This is a genomic window from Leifsonia sp. EB34 (genome assembly GCF_041260585.1).
GTDB lineage: Bacteria > Actinomycetota > Actinomycetes > Actinomycetales > Microbacteriaceae > Leifsonia.
In genome coordinates this window covers 1110903-1130210 of sequence record NZ_JBGCCV010000002.1, presented here as the reverse complement: position 1 = coordinate 1130210, position 19308 = coordinate 1110903, and the positions used below count along the sequence as shown (strand labels likewise).

Sequence of the window (19308 nt, the reverse complement as noted above, 5' to 3'; positions counted from 1 at the left end):
ACCGCACCCCGCACCTCACCCCACACCTCACCCGAGCGGCCGTCCCCGGTCGAAAACCGGGGCTCAGATCCCCGGTCCCTCCGGATGAGCCGACCGCCACCCGAGCGCCGCGCCGGGTCCGGCATCGAGGTGGAGAGGGCGGACTGATCCCACCGGCTACGTCCCGCCGAGACTCACGCCCGACTCGGCGAGGAGAGCGACGAATGCCGGGGCGATGTACCGCGCGTACTCCTCGGTGATGTGGGTCATGTCGAACTTGACCGGTATGCCGTCGACGAAGGCCGGGCATTTGTTGGAGACACAGAACAGCTCCTTGGTGTCGACGAACTGTCCGCCGGTTTCTGTGAGAGTCTGCTCGGCCGACGTGGTGTACTTCTTCCAGCTCGCCAGCACGGAAGTCACGCAATCGGCGGGCGCGCTCCGAGGCGAATAGCACTCCCGCACATCCTTCTGGGCCGGAGGCGGCGCAAGAAGGACGACCTTTCCGATGTCGGGTGTGATCCTTTCGAGATACCGCTTGAGACCCTGTTGGTACTCCGCGGGCGTGATCTTCTTCCCGGTCTCGAGGTCGATATCGGCAGCCGGTCCGTTCGCTATGAAGACGATCTCCGGTCGCTTCTCGGCCAGAGTCGAGATCGCGAGCTCTTTGCGCCCGGGGCACGCGGCCTCGTGCTGGGGATTCGGACTGTTCGTGTGGAGGTCGACGAAGGGGCAACTGTAGAGTCCGAGCGATGTGACTTTGAGTTGGCCGCCCGATCCCTCCGCGAGGGCACGGATCATCGCCACATAGGCGATCGACATCGAATCGCCCACCAGTGCCACTGAGTGCGGGGCGTTCGGGTCGCCCCAGGTGCACTTGTCGACTCCCGGATAGTTCGAGCTCGCGCACGCGTTCACGGCCGGCTCGAACAGGTAGTGCTCGACGACGCTGTCCATGCTCGGGGTGAGCTCGGGCCAGCTCTTCGCTCCAAGAGCCGTCGTGATGGCGGTCGAGACCGCGTCGAGCGCAGTTCGATCGGTGCCGCCGTCCAGCACGTACCCCGTCTCCGGAGCCGCCGTCTCCGTTGCCGCTGTCTTCTGCGCAGACTCTTGGAACGTCGACGAGTTCCGATCCACCGTGAACGCGAGAACCACGGCCCCTACGGTGGCCACCGCTACCGCTCCGAGGGTCACCCCTCTGGCTCGCGCGCCCGGCGCTCCGCGCGTCCTTTTCTTCTTCCGTGGCTCCAACCACGACGAACGGCGAACAGGCTCCTCGATGAAACCGTAGGACAATGCCGCCAGCACGACCGAGAGCGCGATCGATTCGAGCGCGGGGATCGCGGTGCCGGAGACCGAGGTCCCGCGGGCCAGCTCTGCCGCGAGGATGAGCGCCGGGAAGTGCCAGAGGTAGAGCGAATACGAGACGTCCCCGATGTAGCTCAGGACAGGGTTGTCCAGCGGATTGAGCCACGACCTCTTCGGCTGCCAGGGGAAGGCGATGAACGCGGCCGTGCTCAGCACGCAAGCGCCGCCCACGGTGCGGGGAAGCCCTGGCCGGACGGCGTGACCGCGCCGCCCAGGACCATGCCGGCGAGGGCGAGAAGCGCGATGACAGGACGGAACGCCGAGGGCAGGCGTGAAAACCACGGCATGCACAACGCCACGGTCGCGCCGACCGAGAGTTCCCAGAGCCGGGAAGGCGTGATGAAGTAGGCGCTCGCGCTGTCGGCGTGCGTGAGGTGCAGAGAAAGGACGAAGAGGGCGACTGTGATCGCGAACGTGATCGCGGCGGCGAGCACGCGCGGCCGACGTCCGCGTGCGACGAGCAGCGCGATGAGAAGTATCGCGAGTGGCCAAATCAGGTAGTACTGCTCTTCCAGGCTGAGCGACCAGTAGTGCTGCAACGGGGAAGTCTGGGCTCCCTGCGCGAAATAGTCGGTCTGTGCCGCGGCGAACCGCCAATTGGAGACGAAGAACAACGATGCGAGCGCGTCCCAGACGGTCGCCGTGAACCGGCCGGAACTGAACAGCGCCCAGGCCCCGAGCACGGTGGCGGCGAGCACTGCGACGGACGCCGGGATCAGGCGCCGGATGCGACGCCGATAGAACGCGAGGAAGCGGATGCGCCCGCTGCGCTCGTATTCGCGGTGAAGCACCGATGTCATCAGGAAGCCGGAGATGACGAAGAAGATGTCAACGCCGACGAACCCGGCCGCCGGCCACTCGAAGGCGTGGTTGAGCACGACCAAGCCGACCGCGAGGGCACGCAGTCCCTGAAGGTCGAGACGCTTTACGCTGGGCGGGATCGCCCGAAGGGTCGTCATGGGGGCGGAGCGGCGGCCACGGGAGCGCGCGCGCGAAGGCGACTGGTTGTCGGAAGTCATGGATGGCTGGCCTCAGCAGAAGGGTCAGGAAGAGCCCCATCACACTAGGCAGGCCGGCACAGCCTTCAGACCCACTGTCCTGAGCGGACGGGCCGAACCGCACCGGCGATCACCCGATCAGTCACCCGTTCTGATATTCAAATGGGTTCAGTATCCAAGCTTTGAAATCCCGGGCTTTTATACCCCAAGCCCCCCAGGGTGCGCCAGCCGCCACCCGAAGCCCGGGTCCGGCACATCCTTCGCGAGCGCCAGGTCCACCGTCTTGGCGGCCCCGTTCACCGTGAACGTCACGTGCCCCACGATGTCGCCCTTGAACCCCGACTGCAGTCGCTGCGTCGTCAGGTCCACGGTGATCGGCGTGTCCGACCACACGACGAAGCTCTGGCCCGAGGTCGCCACCACGTTGGAGGCCGCTCCCCATTTGGTCGTGTAGGAGCCGAAGACCTGCCCGGTCGTCGCCGCCGTCACCTCGTGGAAGCCCGCCTGCATGCTCGTCAGCAGCCCGCTCACGCCCGCCCACAGCGTGTCGTGGTCGGCCGCGCCCAGCACCACGCCGAGCACGCGCACCTTCTCCGTGCCGACCGGAACCTCGGCCGAGAACAGCAGGCAGAATCCCGCCTGGTCGGTGTTGCCGGTCTTGATGCCGTCCACGCCGTCCACGCCCAGCAGCGCGTTGGTGTTATCCTGCGCGCCGGCGCCGGGGAGTGTCGCCGACTTCTGCGAGACGATCGCGGAGAGCGCCGGGGAGGCGAGCACGAGCTTGCCGATCCCGATCAGATCCTTGGTGGTGCTCACGTTGCCGGGGTCGAGGCCGTCCGGGGTGACGACCTTGGTGCCCGTGAAGCCCTTCGACGCGAGCCAGCTGTTCGCCGCCTTGAGGTAGGCGGAGGTGGAGCCGTAGGCCCAGTTCACGAGCGAGATGGCGTAGTTGTTGGCCGACGGCAGGAGCATCGCGGTGAGCGCCTGCTTCTCCGTCATCGACGTGCCCGCCTTCACCGGAGCCCAGGACCCGCCCGCGGCGATCACCTGGTTCCAGATGTCGACGTCCTTCTGCGTGAACGAGAGGGTCGGCCCGTCCGCGTTGCCGTCCAGCGGCTTGGCCTGGAGGACGACGAGCGCGGTGATCGTCTTGGTCATGCTCGCGATCGGCATGCTGGCGTCACTGCCGTGGTACTCGGTGGCGCCGGGATAGTCGGGGGCGGTGATCGCGGCCGACCCGTAGCCCGGCCAGTCGAGCTTGGCCGCGGCCTGCGTCAGCGACGTCTCGTGCTGCGTCACCGCGGCGGTGGCCGGCACCGGCGTGATGATCGAGCCGAACACGTAGAGCAGGGCGAGCAGCAGCACGCCCCCGATCCCGAAAACGACGATCCGGCGGCGGCGGTACACCTGCTTGCGGTTCACACTGCGCGGCGGATCGGCGAGGACTTGCTGAGGCACCTTCGGATTCTAGGGGGACGGACTGAGGCATCCGCTGAGAACGCGCCCCGGGCGCCGAACGACGCTCGGGGGCGAGAAGTCAGCGGGCCGCGCCGCACGGAAGGGCGCGGACGACATGGTCCGCCACCTGGTCCGGGGTCAGCCAGGTGGTGTCGACGACCTCGCCCGCGTCGTGAAGCCACGTACGGGCCGCGGCCGCGTACGGTTCGACGTACGCGTGCCGGAACACCGACGGTCCGAGGTCCTCGTCACCATCGATCCTGCTGACCAGTACCTCCTCCTCCGCGTGGAGGATGACGTGCCGGACCGGAATCCCGTGGCCGGCGAGACCCGACTCGATCTCACGCCAGTAGTCCTCCACCAGTACCGTCATCGGCACGATCAGCGTCCCGCCGACGTATCCGATCAGGCGCCGCGCGGTCTCCACCACCAGCGGACGCCAGATCGGCCAGTGCTGGAAGTTGTCCGTCGCGGGCAGGCCTGGCGTCACGTCCATCAGGACCTCGCCGACCTTCTCCGCGTCGAAGATGCGGGAGCCCGGGATCCGCCGCTGCACGAGCACGCTCGTCGTCGTCTTCCCGACGCCGTGCGTGCCGTTCAGCCAGACGATCATGCGGGCGCCTCCACCCGCATCGCCCACAGCACCACCGCGCTCGCGGACGCCACGTTCAACGAGTCCACCCCGTGCAGCATCGGGATGGTCACCACGGTGTCCGCCGCCGCCAGCGCCCGCCGGCTGAGTCCGTCGCCCTCCGCGCCGAATACGAGCGCCGCGCGCTCCGGGGCGCGGGCGGCGTACTCGTCCAGTCCGACCGCATGGTCCGCGAGGGCGAGAGCCGCGATCTCGAAGCCGGCCTCATGCAGCAGCGGCGCCGCGTCGTCCCACTCCGGGAGGCGCGTCCACGGCACCTGGAGGACGGTTCCCATGCTCACCCGCACGCTGCGGCGGTAGAGCGGGTCCGCACAGCGCGGGCTGACCAGCACCGCGTCGGCGCCGAGGCCGGCCACGCTCCGGAAGATCGCCCCCACGTTCGTATGATCGACGATGTCCTCCAGCACGACCACCCGTCGCGCTCCCGCGAGCAGCGCACGCGGGTCCGGCAGCTCCGGCCGGTGCATCGCCGCCAGCGCACCGCGATGGAGGTGGTACCCGGTGAGCTGCTCCAGCACCGCGGACTCCCCCACGAACACCGGCACGTCGGGGAAGTCGGCCAGCAGCGGCGCCACATCGTCCAGCCACTGCTCCTGCAGCAGCACCGACCGCGGCCGGTGGCCGGCGGCGAGCGCGCGCGTGATGACCTTGGTCGACTCGGCGATGTAGAGGCCGCCCTCCGGCTCGGTCACGCGCCGTAGCGCGACGTCCGTCAGGCGGGAGTAGTCGGCGAGGCCGTCGGCGGTCAGGTCGGTCACGCGTTGGATCTGCACTCGTCCAGATTGCCAGTAGCCGGAAACAAACTCGAAAAGCGGCCGGTTTAGACTTCGGGGAGGACCGACCGGGAGGTGCCTGTGACCACGCTGACGACCGAGCTCTCACCCGAGCTCTTGCGCGGCATCGACGAGGTCGAGGCTCTGCTCGCCGGGCGGACCTTCGCGGTGCTGACCGGCGCCGGTGTGTCGACGGACTCGGGCATCCCGGACTACCGCGGCGAGGGCGCGCCGAAGCGCACGCCGATGACCTTCCAGCAGTTCCTCGCCGACGACCGGTATCGCAAGCGGTACTGGGCCGGCAGCCACCTCGGCTACCGCCGGTTCGCGGCAGCCCACCCGAACGACGGTCACCGCGCGCTCGCCGCCCTGGAGGTCGCGGGCGCGACGAACGGCGTCATCACGCAGAACGTGGACGGCCTCCACAAGCAGGCGGGCAGCCGCCGCGTGGTCGACCTGCACGGCTCGATGGACCGGGTCGTCTGCCTGGTCTGCGGGCAGATCTTCGCGCGCGAGGCGATCACCGCCGGCATCGACGCGGCGAACCCGTGGCTGGAGACCGAGGGCGCCGTGGAGATCGCACCGGACGGCGACGCGATCGTGACCGATGTCGACTCCTTCGTCGTCCCGGACTGCACGGTCTGCGGCGGGCACCTGAAGCCCGACGTGGTGTTCTTCGGGGAGTTCATCCCCGCCGAGAAGTACCGGGAGGCCAGCTCCCTCGTGCGCACGGCCGACGCGCTGGTCATCGCGGGCTCGTCGCTCGTGGTCAACTCCGGCATCCGGCTCCTGGAGGAGGCGCGACGCAAGCGCCTCCCGATCGTCATCGTCAACCGGGGCGAGACCAAGGGCGACGCGCGGGCCACCGTTAAGCTGGATGGCGGGACCACGGAGACCCTGGTCGAGCTGGCACGCCGGCTCACCTGACCGCCGCGCGTCCTGTGACGAAAGGACGCGTGTGACCTTCATCTCCCTCGTTCGGCACGGCCAGACGGACTGGAACCTGGCCAAGCGCATCCAGGGCTCCAGCGACATCCCGCTCAATGGCACGGGACGGGCGCAGGCCGACGCGACAGGCCGGGCGCTGGCGGGAGGCCGGTTCGACGCCGTCTACGCCAGCCCGCTCAGCCGCGCGCTCGACACGGCGCGGATCATCAGCGGTCACCTGGGGCTCGGCGAGCCGCGGACGCTGCCGGCCGTGGCCGAGCGGCAGTACGGCGAGGCGGAAGGGCTGACCGGCGCCGAGATCCTGGAGCGCTGGCCGGAGGACACGCCCGTCCCCGGACGCGAGTCCCGCGAGGAGGTCGTCGAGCGCGCGCTCCCGGCCCTGCTCGAACTGGGCGACGCGCATCCGGGCCAAAACCTGATCGTGGTCAGCCACGGCGGCGTGATCGGCTCGCTAGTCCGGCACGTGACGGACCATGCCCTCCCCGGCCCAGGCGAGGTCATCCCGAACGGCTCGGTGCACCGCTTCCGCTACGACGACGGCCGGCTGACCCTCGACCGGTTCAACCTCGGTCCGGAGGACCACGACCTCTACACGGCGTCGGTTCTCTGAACCCGCCCCGCCCGCCGGGGCGCCTTCGCCGCCGTCGCGGTCAGCACCGTCACCAGGTGGTCGGCCGACGCCGACCAGGTGAACCGGGCGGCCTCGCGCCGCGACGCGGCGGACCGCTGCGCCCAGACTCCCGGCTGCTCCAGGTGCCGCACCCGGGCGCCGAGCGCGTCGGCGTCGTCGGCCGGGAAGTACAGCGCGGCCTCGCCGCCGATCTCGCGGAAGATCGGGATGTCGCTGACCACCACCGGCGTCGCGAGCGTCATCGACTCCACCAGCGGGATGCCGAAGCCCTCGTCGCGCGATGCGGTGACGAGCGCCGTCGCCCGCGCGAGCGTCTCGGCGTAGTCCTCGTCCGTCGCGCCGTCGTGGAACACCAGCCGCGCCCCGGGGGCCAGGGCGGCGAGCCGCTCGCGCTCGGCCGGGGTGACCCGGCTCATCAGGTGGAGCTGGTAGTCCGGGAGCTGCGCCGCCGCGCGCACGAGCGTGTCCACGTTCTTGTACGGCATGAACGAGCCCATGTAGACGAGCACCTTCGCCTCCGGGGCGGTGCGCGCCAGGCGCTCCTCCGGCAGGGCCGGCATGTCCGCGGCGTTCGGCACGACGTAGACGGGACGCTTGGTCAAATGGTGCTCGGCGATCAGGTCCTTGGTCGTCTCCGACACGGTCACGACCGCGTCCGACCGGTTGAGCAGCAGCCGCTGCGGCCACCAGCCCAGGTGGTACAGCCGCCAGAGCACCCGCACGAACCCGGGCAGGTCCCGCGGCGGCGTCGGGTGCCGGTAGTAGATCAGGTCGTGCACCGTGAGGATCAGCCGGTAGCGCCGCCCGAAGCTCCCCATCGTCTGCATGGGCGTGAACACCACGTCGGGCTTCAGCTTGTTGACCCGACGGGCGACCAGCGGCTCCAGCGCGGAGGTCGGCGCGGAGGCGAGCTCCCACGGGAGGTCGGGCAGCAGCTCGAGCTGGCGGTGGTCGCTGATCAGCATGGTGACGGCGTGCCGCTGGGCCAGCGCGCCCACCAGTCCGGCCGTGAACCGGCTGATGCCGTCGTGCCGGCCGATGCGGGTGTAGCGGCAGTCGAAGACGATCCTCACGCGCGGCCTCCCGGTTCCGTGCCGCCCGTCGCGAGGAACTCCTGGATCGCCTGGGTGGCGTCGACCGGCTTCTCGTAGTGGATGAGGTGGCCGACGTCCGCGATCTCCACCAGCCGCGCGTCCGGGAACAGACCGCGCAGCCGGCGCTCGGCGACGATCGGCGTGATGTCATCGTCCACGGCGGCCACCAGCAGCGTCGGCTCCGGCACCCGCGCCGCATACTCGCTGACGTCGTGCGCGACGGAGGCACGGAACGCCTGCAGCACCACCCGCCGGTCGCTGAACGCGGAGAAGTAGCTGTCGTGCTGGCCGTGGATCCACGCCCGCAGCGAACGGTCGCGGGTCTTCGCCATCGCGATGCTCATCACGCGCACGATGACCCGGTTGCGCAGCAGGGCGAAGCCCAGCCGCTCGGGCAGCGCCGCCGCGAGCCAGTAGTAGAAGATCGCGAGCCGGGTGAGGACGCCGCGGGGCCCCGCGAGCGCGGGCTGGCCGATCGGGTTGACGAGCACGACCGCGTCGGGTCGCTCCCCCGCGCCACCGTCCCCATCGTTGCCCCCGGCGAGCGTCGCCGCGACGACGATCGACCCGAACGAGTGCCCGAGCAGCACGACCCTCCCGGTCAGGCCGAGCCCGGCGACGAACGCCCGCAGCCAGTCCGAGTAGCCGGCGATGTCGTGGTCCCGCTCCGTGAGCGGCGTGGACTCGCCGAAGCCGGGGAGGTCGGGCGAGATGAGCCGCAGTCCGCCGCCGAGCTGCGCTACCACGGGCTCGAGGCCGTGGTGGTCGCCGCGGAAGCCGTGCACGAGCACGAGCGTGGTGTCCGCGTCGGCGTCGCCGTACTCCCAGTAGCGCGTCAGGCCGCCCAACAGCGGGAGCTCGGCGCGGCGCACGGGGACGCGGCCCAGGGCCTCGGCGTACGGAGAGGCGGCGTCGCGGTACGAGGAGGCGGCGTACCGTGTCGAAGAGGTCATCGCCGCCCAGTCTAAGCCGGGTCCCCACCGGAACCCGGTGAATACGGCCCGAAGACTGGACAGCCCACCGCCCGCAGGTCCTAGACTTCTCTGGATGTAATCGCTTGCATGACCCCACCGTGCACGACCCCCGAACTCGCTGCCCCGACGGCGTGGCCGTTCGAGAAGGAGAACCGTGAGTTTCACCGCGCCCATCACGCTGCCCGGGCTCGCCCTCGATCCGCAGTGGTATCGCCGTGCCGTGTTCTACGAGGTGATGGTGCGATCGTTCGTGGACAGCAACGGCGACGGTTCGGGTGACATCGGCGGCCTGACCTCCAAGCTCGACTACCTGCAGTGGCTGGGCGTCGACGCCCTCTGGCTGCCGCCGTTCTTCCAGTCCCCGCTCCGCGACGGCGGCTACGACGTGTCCGACTTCAAGGCGATCCTGCCCGAGTTCGGCACGATCGAGGAGTTCCGCGACCTGGTCACCAAGGCGCACGAGCGCAACATGCGCATCATCATCGACCTGCCGATGAACCACACCTCCGACCAGCACGAGTGGTTCCAGCAGTCGCGCAGCGACCCGGAGGGTCCGTACGGCGACTTCTACGTGTGGAACGACACCGACGACAAATGGCCGGACATCCGGATCATCTTCGTCGACACCGAGGACTCCAACTGGGCCTTCGACGAGGCACGCAGGCAGTTCTACTTCCACCGGTTCTTCTCGCACCAGCCCGACCTCAACTTCGAGAACCCGGCCGTCCACGACGCGATGTTCGACGTCGTCCGGTTCTGGCTCGACCTCGGCGTCGACGGCTTCCGGCTGGACGCCATCCCCTACCTGTACGAGTCGGACGAGGGCAACGGCGAGGGTGAGCCGCCCACGCACGAGTTCATCAAGAAGCTCCGCGTGATGGTCGACCGCGAGTACCCGGGCCGGATGATGATCGCGGAGGCGAACCAGTGGCCCCGCGAGGTCGCCGCGTTCTTCGGCTCCGAGGACGAGCCGGAATGCCACATGGCGTTCGACTTCCCGGTGATGCCGCGCATCTTCTACGCGCTCCGCAGCCAGCAGGCGTCCGAGCTCATCCGGGTGCTGTCCGAGACGACGGACGTGCCGGAGGGCTCGGCGTGGGGGGTGTTCCTCCGCAACCACGACGAGCTCACGCTGGAGATGGTCAGCGAGGAGTACCGCCAGGCGATGTACGGCTGGTACGCCTACGACCCGCGGATGCGCGCCAACATCGGCATCCGGCGACGGCTGGCGCCGCTGCTCGACAACTCGCGCGCCGAGCTGGAGCTCGCCCACGCGCTGCTGTTCTCGCTGGAGGGCAGCCCGTTCCTCTACTACGGCGACGAGATCGGGATGGGCGACAACATCTGGCTGCCCGATCGCGACAGCTCGCGCACCCCGATGCAGTGGACCCCTGACCGCAACGCCGGCTTCTCCACCGCCGACCCCGGCAAGCTCTTCCTCCCCGTCGTGCAGTCGCTCGTCTACCACTACAACCAGGTGAACGTGGAGGCGCAGCTCGCCCAGTCGCGCTCGCTCCTGCACTGGATCCGCAACGTCATCCACGTGCGCAAGGCGCACCCGGTGTTCGGGCTCGGCGACATGCGCGTCCTCCCGACCGACCACGAGTCGGTGCTCGCGTTCGTGCGCAGCTACGCGGGCAGCGGGACGCACTTCGGCGACCAGCCGGAGGACGTGCTGTGCGTGTTCTCGTTCGCGCACAACCCGGTGTCGGTGACGCTGGAGGCGCCGGAGTTCGCCGGCAGCGCGCTGTACGACCTGTTCGGCGGCGCGGAGTTCCCGACGGTGGCCGAGGACGGCCGCTTCACCCTGACCCTCGGCACGCAGAACTTCTACTGGCTGCACGTCGAGCCGCGTCGCGCGTAGCCGTCCCCGCCGAGGAAGGTTGACGCCCCTCGGCGTGTGTTCCCTCCGGTGACGGAGGTCCTTCCTACGCTGGCTGCATGAGCAACTGGCATCACGAACTCGGCGTCTTCGATCTGGAGACCACGGGCGTGGATGTCGAAACGGCGCGGATCGTCACCGCCCACGTCGGGCTGCTCGGGGCGGACGGCGAGGTCAAGCACGGCCGCTACTGGCTGCTCGACCCGGAGGTGGACATCCCGGCGGAGGCGACTGCCGTGCACGGAATCACCACCGAGCTCGCCCGCGAGAAGGGCATGGACGCCGGCGCCGGTGTGGAGGCGATCGTCGACCAGCTCCGCAGGCTGTTCGACCGCGGCATCCCCGTCGTCGCCTACAACGCGCCTTACGACTTCACGCTGCTCGACCGCGAGGCCCGACGACACGGCGTCGAGCCGCTGCACGCCCCCGGTCCCGTCATCGACCCGCTCGTGATCGACCGGGCGGTAGACCGCTACCGGCCCGGCAAGCGCACGCTGACCGTCACTGCCACCCATTACGGCATAGAACTGCTCGCCGCCCACGACGCGGCCGCCGACGCGATCGCCGCCGGCCGGCTCGCCCAGGCGCTGGCCCAGCGCCACGTCGAGGAGCTCGCGATGGCCGCGGCCGAGCTGCACAGCAAGCAGGTGGACTGGTGCCGCGAGCAGGCGGCCGACTTCCAGGAGTACATGCGCCGCGTCCGCGACCCGGAGTTCACGGCATCGGGGGCGTGGCCGGTGCACGCCTGGCAGGCCTGAGGCCGACCTCAGGCGTTATCCCGCGGTTTGGGGTCTGCTGCACGCCCGGCGAGGCCGCTAATGTTTCGGCTATGAGTGACTCCGAGAATCCGCAGCCCCTCCCGCCGCAGCAGCCCCAGCCCCCGCAGTACGGGGCCTACCAGCAGCCGCAGGCGCCCGGCTACAACACGATGTCGATCGTGGCCTTCATCCTCGCGTTCTTCGTGAGCGTCGTCGGCATCATCCTGGGCTTCGTCGCCCTCTCCCAGATCAAGCGCACCGGCGAGCAGGGCCGCGGCCTCGCCCTCGCGGCCGTCATCATCGGCTTCGTCGAGGTGGCGATCGGCATCCTGGTCTTCGTCCTGGTCCTCATCGGCGTCGGCATCGCGGCCTCGCACGGCTACCGAAACTACTGAGCGCACGAAACAGCGAAGGGCCCCCGTCCACGACGGGGGCCCTTCTCGTGGCACGCGAAAAGACCCCGCCCTCCAGGAGCGGGGTCTTTCGACGCGGCTTACTTGCCGAAGTTCTTGTAGCGCGTGTTGAACTTCTCGACGCGGCCGGCCGAGTCGAGGATGCGCTGCTTGCCCGTGTAGAACGGGTGCGACTCCGAGGAGATCTCGACGTCGATGACCGGGTAGGTGTTGCCGTCCTCCCACTCGATGGTCTTGTCGCTGCTCACGGTGGAGCGGGTCAGGAAGGTCGCACCCGAGGCCAGGTCGCGGAAAACCACGGGGGCGTAGTCGGGGTGGATGCCAGTCTTCATGAGGACTTCCTTGTTGCGTAGTGATTTGTCGGTCGTGCCCGCGCGCGTCAGCGCGATGACGGAAAGCTTTTCGGTCCGCACGTGCACGACGGAATCGTGCGGGGAACCAGCTATCGAGTTTAGCAGATGCGTCAGGCGCTCGTCGCCTGACGCGCCCGGGCGGTGAAACGGCCGTCGGTCTCGGTGAGCTCCACGTCGACGCCGAAGGTCTCGCTGAGCGACTCGCTGGTGAGCACCTCGCCGATCGGGCCGTGCGCGGTGACCCGGCCGTCCTTCAGCAGGAGCGCGCGGTTGAAGCCGAGCGGGATCTCCTCGACGTGGTGGGTGACCATCACGATCGCCGGGGACTTCGCGTCGCTGGCGTAGCCGCCGAGGAGCTGCACGAGCTCTTCGCGGCCGCCGAGGTCGAGACTCGCTGCGGGCTCGTCCAGCAGCAGGATCTCCGGATCGGTCATGACCGAGCGGGCGATCTGCACGCGCTTCTGCTCACCGTCGCTCAGGCTGCCGAAGGTGCGCTCGGCGAGGTGGTCGAGGTGCCACTCGGAGAGCACGCGGCGCGCGCGGCGCTCGTCGATCTCCTCGTAGAGCTCGTTCCACCGGCCCGTCACGGCGTACGCCGCGGTCATCACCACGTCGAGCACGCGCTCGGTGCGCGGGATGCGCCGGGCCAGCGCGGTCGACGCGAAGCCGAGCAGCGGGCGCAGCTCGGACAGGTCGCTGTGGCCGACGGTCTCGCCGAGCACGACGGCCTCGCCCGACGACGGGTGGATGGCGGCGGCGGCGACCTGCAGCATCGTGGTCTTGCCTGCGCCGTTCGGGCCGAGGATGACCCAGCGCTCGTCCGGCTCCACCGTCCAGTCGACGTTCTGGAGGACGGGGTTGCCGTCCCGGACTACGGACACGTCGTGAAGACGGAGAACACTGCCTGCCATGCGTTCTAGCCTACCGGCGTCAGGCGGAGGTCACGGACCGGTAGATCGCGCGGGTCTGCTCCGCGATCGCCGTCCAGCTGAACTCGGTCTCGGCGCGCTTCCGGCCGGCGGCGCCCATCTGCGCCGCGCGCTCAGGGTCGGAGACGACCTCCGTCAGCGCCGCCGCGAGGTCGCGCACGAACGTCTCCGGGTCGGTCGGGGTCCCCGTGCCGTCCAGGAGCTGCTGGATCGGCACCAGCCGGCCGGTCACGCCGTCGACGATGACCTCCGGGATGCCGCCGGTGGCGGTCCCGACGACCGGGAGCCCGCACGCCATCGCCTCCAGGTTGACGATCCCGAGCGGCTCGTAGATCGACGGGCAGACGAAGACGGTGGAGGCCGTGAGCGCGGCGCGCAGCTCGTCGTTCGGCAGCAGCCGGTCGATCCACACGACGCCGTCGCGCTCGGCCTGCAGCCCCTCCACGAGCCCGGTCACCTCGGCGAGGATCTCCGGGGTGTCCGGCGCGCCCGCGCAGAGGATGATCTGCACCTCCGGCGGCAGCAGCCGGGCCGCGCGCAGCAGATACGGCAGGCCCTTCTGCCGCGTGATCCGCCCCACGAAGATGACCGCGGGCCGATCCGGGTCGATGCCGAGCGCACGCGCCTTCTCGTCGTCGTGCAGCGGCGTCCAGCGCTCCAGGTCGATGCCGTTGTAGACGACGGTGACCTTCTGCCGGTCCAGCGCCGGGTAGGAGGCGAGGATGTCGCGGCGCATGCCGTCGCTCACCGCGATGACCATGTCGGCCGCCTCGAACGCGGTCTTCTCGATCCAGCTCGAGACCCGGTAGCCGCCGCCGAGCTGCTCGGCCTTCCACGGCCGCAGCGGCTCCAGGCTGTGCGCGGTGACGACGTGCGGCACGCCGTGCAGCAGCTTGGCCAGGTGGCCGGCCGCGTTGGCGTACCAGGTGTGCGAGTGGACGACGTCCGCTCCCCCGCAGTCCTGCGCCATCTGCAGGTCGACGCCGAGCGTCGCGATGGAGCCGTTGGCCGACGCGAGCTCCGCCGGCACGCGGTACGCGAACGTGTCCGCCGCGTCCCTCGGCTCGCCGAAGCAGCGGACCAGCACCTCCGTGTCGGTCCTCAGCGCGCGGACCAGCTCGGTCACGTGCACCCCGGCGCCGCCGTAGATGTCCGGCGGGTACTCCTTGGTGAGAAGATCAACGCGCATGACGAGAACGCTAGTACAGCCCCCCGGTTGCCTCTACTGTGGTGCCTATGGCAGCAGGCAAGAAGATCTTCGGCATCGTGCTCGCAGGCGGCGAAGGGAAACGGCTGATGCCGTTGACCGCCGACCGTGCGAAGCCCGCGGTGCCGTTCGGCGGACAGTACCGGCTCATCGACTTCGCGCTGTCGAACCTGATCAACTCCCAGCTCCGCCAGATCGTCGTGCTCACGCAGTACAAGTCGCACAGCCTCGACCGCCACGTGTCGCAGACCTGGCGGCTGGACGGCATGCTCAACTCCTACATCGCGTCCGTGCCGGCCCAGCAGCGGCTCGGCAAGCGCTGGTTCTCCGGCTCGGCCGACGCCATCCTGCAGAGCCTCAACCTGCTGCGCGACGAGCGGCCCGACATCGTCGTCGTCGTCGGCGCCGACCACGTGTACCGCATGGACTTCAACCAGATGCTGCAAGCGCACATCGACTCCGGCGCGCCGGCGACCGTCGCCGCCATCCGCCAGCCGATCGCGCTCGCCGACCAGTTCGGCGTCATCGAGGTGGACGCGGCACGGCCCGACCGCATCGCGGCGTTCCGCGAGAAGCCGAAGGACCCGGTGGGCCTGCCGGACTCCCCCGACGAGGTGCTCGCCTCGATGGGCAACTACGTCTTCGACGCCGATGCCCTGATCGACGCGGTCGTCCGCGACGGGGACCGCCCCGACTCCAACCACGACATGGGCGGGGACATCATCCCGGACTTCGTCACGCGCGGTGAGGCCGCCGTGTACGACTTCAACAACAACGACGTTCCGGGATCGACCGACCGCGACCGCTACTACTGGCGCGACGTCGGGACGATCGACTCGTTCTTCGAGGCCCACCAGGACCTCATCTCGGCGCTGCCGGTGTTCAATCTCTACAACGCGGAGTGGCCGATCTTCAGCCAGGTGCTCAACTCGCCGCCCGCCAAGATCGTCCGCGACGGCCGCGGGGCGCTCGGAACGACGATCGACTCGATCGTCTCGCTGGGCTCGGTCATCTCCGGAGCGCACCTGGAGCGCAGCGTGCTCGGTCCGTGGGCCACCGTCGCCTCCGGCGCCAAGGTGATCGACTCGGTCGTGTTCGACCGCGCCCTGATCGAGCCGAACGCGTTCGTCGGCCGGGCCATCCTCGACAAGGACGTGGTCGTGGCGGAGGGCGCGCGCATCGGCGTGGACCCCGAGCGCGACCGGGCGCGCGGCTTCACGGTCACCGAGTCGGGCATCACCGTCGTCGGCAAGGGAGTGCACGTCGTCCCATGACGCCAGGACATCAACACGACGGCGTCCGTCCCTCCGAGCGGGGCGCCCGCTTCCTCGTCGTCCTCGACGCCGACTCCACCCTGATCCATGACGAGGTGGTCGAGCTGCTCGCCGAGGAGGCCGGCTCGCGCACCGAGGTCGCCGAGATCACCGAGCGCGCCATGCGCGGCGAGCTGGACTTCGAGGAGAGCCTGCGCGAGCGCGTCCGCACGCTGGAGGGCCTCCCGGTGTCGGTGTTCGAGCGCGTCGGGGAGCGCATCCGCGTCACCGACGGCGTGCCGGAGCTGATCGCCGGCGTGCAGGCGGCGGGCGGCGAGGTGGGCGTCGTCTCCGGCGGCTTCCACGAGCTGCTCGACCCGCTCGGCGAACGGCTGGGCCTGGACCACTGGCGCGCCAACCGGCTCGCGGTGGCCGACGGCGTGCTGACCGGCGAGGTCGACGGCCCCGTGGTCGACGCCGCCGCGAAGGCGCAGGCCCTGCTGTTCTGGGCCGCGGAGTCCGGCGTGCACCTGCGTCAGACGGTCGCGATCGGCGACGGTGCGAACGACCTGCGGATGATGGCGGAGGCCGGGCTGTCCGTCGCGTTCAACGCCAAGCCGCGCGTGCGCGAGGAGGCCGACCTGGTCATCGACCGGCAGGACCTGGCTCAGGTGCTGCCGCTGCTGGGACTGCGGGGCTGACGGCCGAGCGCTGCGCCGCGGCCTCCCCGCGGGTCGCCCTGTGTCGGTGCGCCCGCCGCCGGGTCGGGATCGCGATCAGCGCGAGCAGGGCGAGCACCGCCACCAGGATCCAGGGCGAGCGCACCTGGCTGATCGCCGCGCCCACCCCCGGAACGGACCAGACGAGCCGCTGAGCGCCCTCCGTGACGTCGTAGGGGGTGGCGTCGGACGCCTTGTTGGCGTCGCCGCGCAGCGAGACGAGCCACAGCCCTTTCTCGTGGTCGATCGACACCACGCGATGCGTGACCAGTGCGCCGTCCCCGGCGCGCGGCGCGCTGATCACGTCGCCCACCGCGATGTCGCGCGCGGCGATCGGCAGCGTGACGGCGAGCGAGCCGGCGGGGGTCGTCGGCGCCATCGACCCGGTGGAGAAGATGATGACGCGCATCCCGGTGAGGATCGCGACGGCGGCCACGGCGACGCAGAGCAGGCCGAGCACCGCCGCCACGTTCAGCACGATGCCGGCGGGACGGCTCAGCGCCGGCGCCCGTTCGCCCACTACGGCCACCGCACGATGAGCACCGGGGTGCTGAAGGACGTCCGCGACGCCGTGTCGTCGGTGCCGAGCTGCCCCGACGTGTTCGACCCGGCTGCGGAGAACTCGCCGCCCGTCGCGACCTGCAGGGCGTGCGCGTTGCCGGCGGCGACGGTGAGCAGCGTGACCCCGGGCGGGAGGGTCACCGCGGTCGGCGACGCCCGGTCGGCGGTGTCGCCGAGCCCGAGCTGCCCGGAGGCGTTGAGACCCCAGGCGTACAGGGTGTGCTGAGCGTCCCAGGCGTAGAAGGAGCTCGCTCCGGTCGACGGGACACTGACGACCGCGCCGACGACGTCGGTCCCCGCGAGCGTCGTCTCCTGCGTCAGCGTCGACGTGGACGCCCCGGAGTAGAGCCGGCCGTCGCCCGTCCAGGCGAACACGAAGGCGTTGCCCGCGGTCAGCCCGCTGACCGGCGAGTCGGACGGGAGCCCGCTGAACGTCACCCCGCCGGTCGCGCCGTACAGACTCCCGAACCCGACGACGGCCGCCCCGCCGTCGACGGACGCGATTCCGAAGAAGCGGCCGGCGGACGCGCTGGTCACGGACCGCGTGTTGAGCCCCTGCGCCGTCACGAGGCCCGGGGTGTACATGTCCGGCGGCGCGGCTCGGCCCAGCCGTCCTCCCCCCGAGTTGCCCCAGGAGTAGAGCCGCCCGTCCGAGGTCCAGGCGAGGAAGAAGTAGCCTCCCGCCGAGACACCCACCACGCCGAGGCCGGACAGGCTCGGGACGAGGCCCGGCCGGGTCACTCCGGTCGTGACATCGCTGTTGCCCCAGGTGTACACGTCGCCGGTCGTCGTGACCGCGATCGACATGTTGATGCCCGCCGACGCCTCGGCCACCGCCACCCCGAACGGGAAGGCCACCAGGGTGGGGATCGACCGCGACGTGGTGTCGCCGACCCCGAGCTGGCCCCGGTCGTTCGCGCCCCACGCGTAGAGCCGGCCGTCGGCCGTCCAGCCGAGGGAGTAGTCGTCCCCCGCGTCGACGCCCGCGAAGTCGAGCGGGACGGCAGCGGTGCTCGCGAACGAGGTCTGCACTCCCGCCGGCGTGCTGAAGACCGCACGTGCGACCTGCCCCGGCGCCACGGCGAGGAGGGCGGCGGCGGCGAGGATTCCGGACGCCAGCGCGATGACGCGCCGGGCGGAGCGTGCCGCGCTCATGGCGCCGTCCTCTCCCGGCGGCGCCGTCCGGCCGCGCGGAGCGCCCAGCCGCCCAGCGCGACGCAGAGGACGACCAGCAGCGCCGGCGACAGGTCGAGACCCGTGTCCGCCAGACCGCCCGGGCCGCCGCCGGTCGGCGGCGCGGCTGCCGTCCCGCTGCACTCCTCCGGCCTGATCTGGGTGGCAGTGAGGAACAGGGACGCCTGCCCCGACGCGTTCTGGTACTCGTTGCCCGCGGCCGCGGGGAAGGACACGTCGACGACGACGCGCGCGTGCGTGTTCGCCGGGAGTGCGTCGGCGCGGAGGGGGCACGCGCCGGTCGTGCCCCCTTCCGCGTCCGCGCTCCCGAGGATCTCGAAGCCCACCTGGAGCGGATGGGCGCCCACGGTCAGGGCGCCCTGCCTGCTCACCACCCCGCTGAGCTCCACGGGATAGCCGAACGTGTTCGTCACCGTCAGGGTCGTCGTGACGCTGTCCCCCGGCTTCAGGCCCGTCCAGGACGCGCCGGGAGGATCGGTCACGATGGCGGCCCGCACGGCCGCGGAGTCGATCACGCCTGGGTGGCCGTGAAGGGCAGCACGACCGTGATGGTCTGCCCGGCGACATCCGTCGTCGCGGCCGGATCGAGGGTCACCGCGAAGTGCAGGGTGCGCCCGTTGGCCGAGCCGCCCGAGGCGATGTCGAGCGTGCTGAAGGTCGCGCCGCTGAGCGGCCCGGTGTACAGCGTCACGGGCGACGCCGGGACGGTCGTGTCCGTGATCACCACGTCCAGGTCGTCCTGGAGCGCGGACGCCGGGGTCCCCGCGCTGTTCGTGATCTGCGGGACCGCGAGGGCGACGTCCGCGTTGATGGTGCCCGAGTTGTAGACCTGGAGGTCGCGGTCGACGGTGGCGCCCGGCGCCAGGTTGTCGAAGCCCGAGCTGAAGTCCACCAGGTAGTTCGTGGGGTTGCCGTCCTGGGCCGCGTCGAACTTCAGGTCGAGGGACCCGGAGGTGAACGTGGTCTGCACGTTCCCCGAGTCCGTGAACGCGGCGAGCGTCATGCCGATCGCAGCGCTGAGCACGATGCCCATCGCCGCGAGGAGCTTGGTGCGGGGCGTGAGTGTGAGAGCCATCGGGACCTCCGGATCGTTGCCGTCGTCCGCCGTCGTCGGTGGACAGGAGGCAACCTACTCCCGCGAAACCTCACATTTCTATGCGATAT

General features: G+C 70.3%; 21 protein-coding genes. 7 read left to right on the top strand and 14 right to left on the bottom strand.

Features of this window, described 5'->3' with window-relative positions; translation table 11 throughout:
* Positions 1-156: 156 nt before the first annotated feature.
* From ABIA36_RS14890 to ABIA36_RS14870, 5 genes are all read right to left on the bottom strand, one after another.
* Positions 157-1503, bottom strand: coding sequence for an acyltransferase family protein (locus ABIA36_RS14890; RefSeq protein ID WP_369963292.1), 1347 nt, complete (start codon positions 1501-1503; stop codon positions 157-159).
* A complete protein-coding gene (locus ABIA36_RS14885; protein ID WP_369963291.1) occupies positions 1497-2306 on the bottom strand; it encodes an acyltransferase family protein in 810 nt (269 codons plus the stop codon). Before ABIA36_RS14885 ends, ABIA36_RS14890 begins: the two co-directional genes overlap by 7 nt.
* 237 nt (positions 2307-2543) lie before the next feature.
* On the bottom strand, positions 2544-3803 hold the full coding sequence (locus ABIA36_RS14880; protein WP_369963290.1) for a D-alanyl-D-alanine carboxypeptidase family protein: 1260 nt from the start codon (positions 3801-3803) through the stop codon (positions 2544-2546).
* 79 nt (positions 3804-3882) lie between these two features.
* Complete coding sequence (locus ABIA36_RS14875) at positions 3883-4416, bottom strand: AAA family ATPase (RefSeq protein WP_369963289.1); 534 nt, start codon at positions 4414-4416, stop codon at positions 3883-3885.
* Entirely contained in the window at positions 4413-5228 is an 816-nt protein-coding gene (locus ABIA36_RS14870; protein WP_369963288.1) for a TrmH family RNA methyltransferase, read from the bottom strand. The genes ABIA36_RS14875 and ABIA36_RS14870 overlap by 4 nt, the downstream gene beginning before the upstream one ends.
* 81 nt (positions 5229-5309) lie before the next feature.
* On the opposite strand from ABIA36_RS14870, the gene ABIA36_RS14865 reads away from it, so the two are divergent.
* Positions 5310-6155, top strand: coding sequence for a Sir2 family NAD-dependent protein deacetylase (locus ABIA36_RS14865; protein ID WP_369963287.1), 846 nt, complete (start codon positions 5310-5312; stop codon positions 6153-6155).
* 31 nt (positions 6156-6186) lie between these two features.
* Positions 6187-6786: a histidine phosphatase family protein gene (locus ABIA36_RS14860; protein WP_369963286.1), complete on the top strand. Its 600-nt coding sequence runs from the start codon at positions 6187-6189 to the stop codon at positions 6784-6786.
* On the opposite strand, the gene ABIA36_RS14855 is transcribed toward ABIA36_RS14860, so the two are convergent.
* A complete protein-coding gene (locus tag ABIA36_RS14855; protein WP_369963285.1) occupies positions 6765-7880 on the bottom strand; it encodes a glycosyltransferase family 4 protein in 1116 nt (371 codons plus the stop codon). The genes ABIA36_RS14860 and ABIA36_RS14855 overlap by 22 nt on opposite strands.
* Positions 7877-8854 carry an alpha/beta fold hydrolase gene (locus ABIA36_RS14850; RefSeq protein WP_369963284.1) on the bottom strand — a complete coding sequence of 326 codons (978 nt, stop codon included), beginning with the start codon at positions 8852-8854 and terminating at the stop codon, positions 7877-7879. The genes ABIA36_RS14855 and ABIA36_RS14850 overlap by 4 nt, the downstream gene beginning before the upstream one ends.
* A gap of 175 nt (positions 8855-9029) precedes the next feature.
* On the opposite strand from ABIA36_RS14850, the gene treS reads away from it, so the two are divergent.
* The 3 genes from treS (at position 9030) to ABIA36_RS14835 (ending at position 11910) form a co-directional block, all read left to right on the top strand.
* A complete protein-coding gene (gene treS, locus ABIA36_RS14845) occupies positions 9030-10739 on the top strand; it encodes a maltose alpha-D-glucosyltransferase (RefSeq protein ID WP_369963283.1) in 1710 nt (569 codons plus the stop codon).
* A 77-nt stretch (positions 10740-10816) separates the two neighbouring features.
* A complete protein-coding gene (locus ABIA36_RS14840; RefSeq protein WP_369963282.1) occupies positions 10817-11515 on the top strand; it encodes a 3'-5' exonuclease in 699 nt (232 codons plus the stop codon).
* Between the two features lie 71 nt (positions 11516-11586).
* Entirely contained in the window at positions 11587-11910 is a 324-nt protein-coding gene (locus tag ABIA36_RS14835) for a DUF4190 domain-containing protein (protein WP_369963281.1), read from the top strand.
* Positions 11911-12008: 98 nt separating this feature from the next.
* On the opposite strand, the gene ABIA36_RS14830 is transcribed toward ABIA36_RS14835, so the two are convergent.
* The 3 genes from ABIA36_RS14830 to glgA all read right to left on the bottom strand — a co-directional run bounded on the left by ABIA36_RS14830 (position 12009) and on the right by glgA (position 14399).
* Positions 12009-12260: a type B 50S ribosomal protein L31 gene (locus ABIA36_RS14830; RefSeq protein WP_090038270.1), complete on the bottom strand. Its 252-nt coding sequence runs from the start codon at positions 12258-12260 to the stop codon at positions 12009-12011.
* 131 nt (positions 12261-12391) lie between these two features.
* A complete protein-coding gene (locus ABIA36_RS14825; RefSeq protein ID WP_369963280.1) occupies positions 12392-13192 on the bottom strand; it encodes an ABC transporter ATP-binding protein in 801 nt (266 codons plus the stop codon).
* 19 nt (positions 13193-13211) lie between these two features.
* A complete protein-coding gene (gene glgA / locus ABIA36_RS14820; RefSeq protein WP_369963279.1) occupies positions 13212-14399 on the bottom strand; it encodes a glycogen synthase in 1188 nt (395 codons plus the stop codon).
* Between the two features lie 47 nt (positions 14400-14446).
* Here glgA and ABIA36_RS14815 point away from each other — a divergent pair, with 47 nt between their 5' ends.
* Both ABIA36_RS14815 and serB read left to right on the top strand, forming a co-directional pair.
* Positions 14447-15691, top strand: coding sequence for a glucose-1-phosphate adenylyltransferase (locus tag ABIA36_RS14815; protein WP_369963278.1), 1245 nt, complete (start codon positions 14447-14449; stop codon positions 15689-15691).
* Positions 15688-16371: a phosphoserine phosphatase SerB gene (gene serB, locus ABIA36_RS14810; RefSeq protein ID WP_369963277.1), complete on the top strand. Its 684-nt coding sequence runs from the start codon at positions 15688-15690 to the stop codon at positions 16369-16371. The genes ABIA36_RS14815 and serB overlap by 4 nt, the downstream gene beginning before the upstream one ends.
* Here serB and ABIA36_RS14805 read toward each other — a convergent pair.
* The 4 genes from ABIA36_RS14805 to ABIA36_RS14790 are packed head-to-tail and all read right to left on the bottom strand — an operon-like array spanning position 16316 to position 19219.
* A complete protein-coding gene (locus ABIA36_RS14805) occupies positions 16316-16909 on the bottom strand; it encodes a hypothetical protein (protein WP_369963276.1) in 594 nt (197 codons plus the stop codon). The genes serB and ABIA36_RS14805 overlap by 56 nt on opposite strands.
* Entirely contained in the window at positions 16909-18105 is a 1197-nt protein-coding gene (locus tag ABIA36_RS14800) for an RCC1 domain-containing protein (RefSeq protein WP_369963274.1), read from the bottom strand. Before ABIA36_RS14800 ends, ABIA36_RS14805 begins: the two co-directional genes overlap by 1 nt.
* The gene (locus ABIA36_RS14795; RefSeq protein ID WP_369963273.1) at positions 18102-18659 is read right to left on the bottom strand and encodes a hypothetical protein; all 558 of its coding nucleotides are present in this window, start codon (positions 18657-18659) and stop codon (positions 18102-18104) included. The genes ABIA36_RS14800 and ABIA36_RS14795 overlap by 4 nt, the downstream gene beginning before the upstream one ends.
* Positions 18656-19219 carry a TasA family protein gene (locus ABIA36_RS14790; RefSeq protein ID WP_369963272.1) on the bottom strand — a complete coding sequence of 188 codons (564 nt, stop codon included), beginning with the start codon at positions 19217-19219 and terminating at the stop codon, positions 18656-18658. Before ABIA36_RS14790 ends, ABIA36_RS14795 begins: the two co-directional genes overlap by 4 nt.
* Positions 19220-19308: the final 89 nt, after the last annotated feature.